Raw genomic sequence first — 5,724 nt, 5'->3', positions numbered from 1 at the left:
CTAGGCTAATTTCTGAGTCGGCTGGGTTGAAGTTTGAAACTTTGTTTTCGATTCAGGAAGTTCAGAAACGCTACCGACAACTTGCGAATTCATGAATATGTTAAGTGTACGGTTTAGTTAGAGGCTAAAACATCAACTCGTATCTCGTATAATGTATAGTCAAAAACCCCCGCATTTGGGGGATTTTTTGTTAAAGCCAGCAGCGGGATTTGAACTCGCGACCTTCCGATTACAAGTCGGATGCACTACCACTGTGCTATGCTGGCAACTTTAGCAATTGGTTTCAAGTAGCAACCACAATTTTGTATTATACCATAATCAATTTACTTGTCTAGCTATAATTACTAAAAAATATCTCCCTACTCAGAAATTAGCCTAGAAGACCGGATATTTTGGCAATATCGCTGCTTTTGTACGCCTAGATGATTTAGTTGGCGTTGGAATTGTGATGAAACAGAAAAAATCAGCGATCAGAATCACTGATAAAGTTGATAAAAAACTCCACGCCACTTGCGGGATGGAGTTTTTGGGCATGGGGAATCGGGCATGGGGGAGGCAGTGCGGTCTTGGGGTCTCCCCAAGTGGAGCAACTGCCGTCATGGGGAAGAAACTACCAATGCCCGGCGCCTGTCGCCCCAAGCGACGGGGCGACTATCCCTGTCCACCCACAAGGGGATGGAGTTTCCCGTCGCTTTCAATAAATTAGTATGCATGGCAAAAGCTAACTCAAATCCTGGGCTACATGCAAAAATATTTGGTAAAGTTTTAAAACTGTATTTTCTTGACACAGCTGAATAAAGGAACAGAAATATTTGACACTTTCTTCGGCTTTAGCCGAAGGGATTCTTGGTTTAACGAGTCCACTTAACCTAGACCCCTTGCGGTATCTAAGCCAGAGGTGGTTCTCTCCCTTCGCGCAGCGTCTGGTAGAGAAGCTTTAACTTCCGGTATGCCCTACCGTAGTTGGATTGCTCCAAAATTTGTTTGATTTAAATGCTGTTTGTCTAGCTCCCATGAAGATTTTACCTATTCCTGGAAAGGAACTAAAACTATGGAATAGAACCCTATATCTTTAATTGTCTTGGCGTAGCCTCTTCCTTTGGGAGAAGGTTCAGCGTCTACGTGTTAGGTAGGAATCAGGTTTTTTAAGTGGTTGATTACCCTTCCACTAGTCTTATTATACCATGATAATTATTTTTTACAGATCACAAGCATGGCAGCATTGCTCGGACGAGATTTATTAAGTCTAGCGGACATCAGTCCTACTGAACTTCAAGAACTCCTGCAATTGGCAACTCAACTTAAATCACAACAGTTGAAGTTGCAGTGTAATAAAGTTTTGGGGTTATTGTTCTCCAAAGCTTCAACTCGCACACGGGTAAGTTTTACTGTGGCGATGTACCAATTGGGTGGACAGGTAATCGATCTCAACCCTAATGTCACTCAAGTTAGTCGTGGGGAACCTTTACAGGATACGGCGCGGGTGTTAGATCGATATCTGGATATTTTGGCAATTCGCACTTTTGCACAGCAAGATTTAGAAACTTTTGCTCACTATGCCAAGATTCCGGTAATTAATGCGCTTACCGATGCAGAACATCCTTGTCAGGTATTAGCTGATTTATTGACGATTCAAGAAAGCTTTAACAGCCTTGCTGGGTTAACTTTGACCTACGTGGGTGATGGGAATAATATGGCTAATTCTCTGATGTTGGGCTGTGCTTTGGTGGGGATGAATGTTAGAATTGCTACTCCTAGCGGATATGAGCCAGATTCTAGGATTGTAGAACAAGCAAGAGCGATCGCTAATAACAAAACGGAAGTTCTCGTCACTCACGATCCACAATTAGCAGCTAAGGGAACTGCTGTACTTTATACTGATGTTTGGGCGAGTATGGGGCAAGAAGCAGAAGCGGACAACCGGATGCCAATTTTCCAGCCTTACCAAATTTCGGATCAGCTGTTGAGCCTTGCTGATCCAGAAGCAATTGTTTTACACTGCTTACCAGCCCATCGTGGTGAAGAAATTACCGAAGCTGTTATTGAAGGTTCTCAATCACGAGTTTGGGAACAGGCAGAAAATCGCTTGCACGCTCAAAAAGCTTTACTTGCAAGTATCTTAGGGGCAAAATGAAAATTATAACTCCTGTACAGACGCGATTAATCGCGTCTGTACAGGAGTTATAATTTTCACTCCTAACTCTTTACTATCAGGCATTACCCTCCAGGTAAATTTTACCTTGCCAGTTGCCATCCCATTAGTCTAAATACTTACCATTTAGAAAGTTATCAGTTATGAGTTATTATTTTTACTCCTAAGTACAGATGCGATTAATCGCGTCTCTCCTCACTCTTATAAAGGGGCGCTCATGTCAGAAGTTTTTGCTACTACTGGAACTATCGCTGCGATCGCCACTGCTGTTGTCCCCCAACAGGGTAGTGTTGGTATTGTCCGGGTGTCCGGTTCCCAAGCAATAGCTCTAGCCCAAACTCTCTTTCACGCACCAGGGCGACAAGTTTGGGAAAGTCACCGGATTCTCTACGGTTACATTCGCCATCCCCAGACGCAACAACTGGTAGATGAAACGCTGTTGCTGATTATGAAAGCACCCCGTTCTTACACCCGTGAAGATGTGGTGGAATTCCATTGCCACGGGGGAATTATGGCAGTGCAGCAGGTATTACAATTGTGTTTGGAAAACGGCGCTAGACTAGCCCAACCTGGAGAATTTACTCTCCGCGCCTTTTTGAATGGACGATTGGATTTAACTCAAGCCGAAGGTATTGCTGATTTAGTAGGAGCGCGATCGCCTCAAGCTGCTCAAACTGCCTTAGCTGGTTTGCAGGGGAAATTAGCTCATCCGATCCGTCAGTTACGCGCTAACTGTTTAGATATCTTGGCAGAAATCGAAGCTCGAATCGATTTTGAGGAAGACCTTCCCCCGTTGGATGATAAAGTCATAATATCAGAAATCGAGAAAATTGCCGCAGAAATAACTAAGTTATTGGCAACCAAAGACAAAGGTGAGTTGCTACGCACAGGTTTAAAAGTGGCAATTGTGGGGCGTCCGAATGTGGGTAAGTCGAGCTTATTGAACGCTTGGAGCCAGAGCGATCGCGCCATTGTGACTGACTTACCCGGTACAACCCGCGATGTGGTGGAATCGCAGTTAGTTGTTGGGGGAATTCCTGTACAAGTGCTAGATACTGCGGGGATTCGGGAAACAACAGACCAAGTGGAAAAAATTGGCGTTGAGCGATCGCGTCGAGCTGCCAATGCTGCTGATTTAGTCTTGCTTACCATTGATGCTTCAGCCGGTTGGACGGAAGGCGATCGAGAAATTTACGAACAGGTACAACACCGTCCATTAATTCTAGTTATTAACAAAATCGATTTAGTAGAAGAAGGCGAAAGCAAAAATCTTCAATCCCAAATCGTTCATCTAAAATCTAAAATTGTCACAGCAGCAGCCCAAAATCAAGGCATTGATGCTTTAGAAACAGCAATTTTAGAGATAGTTAAATCGGGAAAAGTCCAAGCTGCTGATATGGATTTAGCCATTAACCAAAGGCAAGCAGCAGCCTTAACTCAAGCTCAAATTTCTTTGGAACAAGTACAAGCAACAATTGCCCAGCAACTACCTCTTGATTTCTGGACAATTGACTTACGAGGTGCAATCCAAGCACTAGGAGAAATTACCGGAGAAGAGGTTACAGAATCAGTTTTAGATAAGATTTTTAGCAAATTTTGTATTGGTAAATAAAGGGTAGATTGCCAAAAGCGAAATGCAACCCAACATTTATACTAATCTTTGTGAAGTTTTACTATTGTTCAAAATCTGCAATTGATAACTAAGATGTACATCTCAATTCGCCAAGCAACTATACAAGATACGGTGATAGTCTCGAATGTGTTGTTAGAAGCAGCTTTGTGGCTTCAGGAGCGTGGTATGCCTCTGTGGCGTGATAGCGAGGTTTCGCCAGAAAGTATCTCGCAAGATGTTGCTAACGGCTTGTTTTTTATTGCTGAATGGGCAGGTGAACCAGCTGGTACAATCAAGTTTCAGCTTGAAGATTTACTTTTCTGGCCCGACATTTCTCAGGAGGAGTCAGCATTTTTACATCGTCTTGCTATTCGGCGACAATACTCTGGCGGTAAAGTCTCTTCGGCACTGCTTACTTGGGCTGTTGAACACGCACAAACATTTGATAAACGTTATTTACGTTTAGATTGCGATGCTTCGCGTCCGCGCTTGAGAGCAGTATATGAAGACTTTGGTTTCCGTCATCACAGCGACAGACAAGTTGGCGCTTATTTTGTCTCTCGCTACGAATATGAAATACCTCCACAAGTGACCTAAATTAATATGTCTTTTATCGATGAAATTAATCCTGTTAACGCATTGATTGTGGGAGCTAGCCAAGGTATTGGTTTGGGTTTTGTAAAAAAATTGCTACAAGATGACAGAATAGCCAAAGTTTATGTAACTTATCGTCAACCGGAATCAGCCTCCGATTTAATAGCTCTTGCAGGCGAACATTCTGAGCGATTAATTTGTCTGGAGATGGATATTACTGAGGAATTGCAGATTGTTGAAACTGTTCAAAAAATACGTAGCCAAGTTGGCAAACTGCATTTGGTAGTCAACTGTGTAGGACTGTTGCATGAAGATACTTTGCAACCTGAAAAAAGCTTAAGACAGATCAATTCAGAAAATTTGCTGCGCTACTTTCAGATAAATAGTATTGGTGCTGTCTTACTGGCTAAACATCTATTGCCTTTGTTTCGTCATGGAGAACGCAGCGTGTTTGCCACTATTTCTGCTAAATTGGGTAGTATTGGCGATAACCAACTTGGTGGATGGTATGGCTATCGCGCTTCTAAAGCAGCACTCAATATGTTGATGCGAACTGCGGCAATTGAGTATAAAAGAAGTTGTCCTAAAACATTAATAGTGACATTGCATCCTGGTACAACTGATACGCGCCTTTCCCGTCCTTTCCAGGGAAATGTACCTGCGGAAAAATTATTCTCAGTGGAACGCACCGTTACCCAATTACTGACTGTTATCGAACAGCTTCAAGAAGGCGATAGTGGACAGTTTTTCTCGTGGGATGGCAGCCGATTACCTTGGTAACTGCGTTACGCTGGTGCTAGTGAAATTTACGTTACTTGTAACCAAAGCCTATGAAGTTTTTTGTGCCAGCAGCCAAGGATGATATCAAAGCAGAGCAGGTGTATAGTGCTTTTGCTCAGTCTGTCAAAGCACCAATAACCGAAAAGCGTATTTGGAAGTTACAGTGGCGTGATAACGAAATTGATATGGAATGCGAGGTAGGTAAACCCTTACCATCCTCTTATGAAACGGGGAAAGAGCTAGTTATGGCAATTTTTGAGTGCGAAAACCTTTATAAAATTTGTACTCTTACCCGTGGAGGAGTAAAGGGAGAGCCTATTTTGGTTGGAAAAAACTCTCAATCTTCAGCAACGTATTTTTCAGATAATGTGACATCTCAGAAAGTGCAGCGTAATCATTAACGGAGATTTTAGCAGGGTTGAAGTTTGAGAAAGATTTTATTCATCAATTATTGCGGGAAGTGGGGAGTAGGGAGTAGGGAATAAGGAATTAGGCTTTTCGAGTTGTACCGAGCTTTTTCAGAAATCAAATATTAGTCCTATATCATGTCCGGGTAATTAGTTATGATTTCCACAGTCATTCCACC

General features: G+C 42.7%; 6 protein-coding genes and 1 tRNA gene. 6 read left to right on the top strand and 1 reads right to left on the bottom strand.

Annotation, left to right across the window (positions count from 1 at the left end; translation table 11 throughout):
- Positions 1-194: 194 nt before the first annotated feature.
- A tRNA-Thr gene (locus LC574_RS23315) sits at positions 195-266 on the bottom strand.
- Positions 267-546: 280 nt separating this feature from the next.
- Between LC574_RS23315 and LC574_RS23310 the strand changes: the two genes are divergently transcribed.
- The 6 genes from LC574_RS23310 (at position 547) to LC574_RS23285 (ending at position 5,539) form a co-directional block, all read left to right on the top strand.
- Entirely contained in the window at positions 547-798 is a 252-nt protein-coding gene (locus LC574_RS23310; RefSeq protein ID WP_229455954.1) for a hypothetical protein, read from the top strand.
- A 415-nt stretch (positions 799-1,213) separates the two neighbouring features.
- Complete coding sequence (gene argF / locus LC574_RS23305; protein WP_229455953.1) at positions 1,214-2,134, top strand: ornithine carbamoyltransferase; 921 nt, start codon at positions 1,214-1,216, stop codon at positions 2,132-2,134.
- Positions 2,135-2,369: 235 nt separating this feature from the next.
- Positions 2,370-3,764, top strand: coding sequence for a tRNA uridine-5-carboxymethylaminomethyl(34) synthesis GTPase MnmE (gene mnmE / locus LC574_RS23300; RefSeq protein WP_229455952.1), 1,395 nt, complete (start codon positions 2,370-2,372; stop codon positions 3,762-3,764).
- A 93-nt stretch (positions 3,765-3,857) separates the two neighbouring features.
- Complete coding sequence (locus tag LC574_RS23295) at positions 3,858-4,361, top strand: GNAT family N-acetyltransferase (protein WP_229455951.1); 504 nt, start codon at positions 3,858-3,860, stop codon at positions 4,359-4,361.
- A gap of 6 nt (positions 4,362-4,367) precedes the next feature.
- Positions 4,368-5,138, top strand: a complete 771-nt coding sequence (locus tag LC574_RS23290) for an SDR family NAD(P)-dependent oxidoreductase (RefSeq protein WP_229455950.1) — start codon at positions 4,368-4,370, stop codon at positions 5,136-5,138.
- A 50-nt stretch (positions 5,139-5,188) separates the two neighbouring features.
- Entirely contained in the window at positions 5,189-5,539 is a 351-nt protein-coding gene (locus LC574_RS23285) for a hypothetical protein (protein ID WP_229455949.1), read from the top strand.
- The last annotated feature ends 185 nt before the right edge of the window (positions 5,540-5,724 follow it).

It is taken from the genome of Nostoc sp. CHAB 5715, from assembly GCF_020829685.1.
Lineage (GTDB): Bacteria > Cyanobacteriota > Cyanobacteriia > Cyanobacteriales > Nostocaceae > Nostoc.
This window is presented reverse-complemented; position numbering and strand designations above follow the sequence as displayed.

Excerpts from the sequence above, each read along its gene's own strand:
- LC574_RS23285 (WP_229455949.1), top strand. The coding sequence starts at position 5,189 with ATGAAGTTTTTTGTGCCAGCAGCCAAGGATGATATCAAAGCAGAGCAG.
- LC574_RS23290 (WP_229455950.1), top strand. The coding sequence starts at position 4,368 with ATGTCTTTTATCGATGAAATTAATCCTGTTAACGCATTGATTGTGGGA.
- LC574_RS23310 (WP_229455954.1), top strand. The coding sequence starts at position 547 with ATGGGGGAGGCAGTGCGGTCTTGGGGTCTCCCCAAGTGGAGCAACTGC.
- LC574_RS23295 (WP_229455951.1), top strand. The coding sequence starts at position 3,858 with ATGTACATCTCAATTCGCCAAGCAACTATACAAGATACGGTGATAGTC.
- argF (WP_229455953.1), top strand. The coding sequence starts at position 1,214 with ATGGCAGCATTGCTCGGACGAGATTTATTAAGTCTAGCGGACATCAGT.
- mnmE (WP_229455952.1), top strand. The coding sequence starts at position 2,370 with ATGTCAGAAGTTTTTGCTACTACTGGAACTATCGCTGCGATCGCCACT.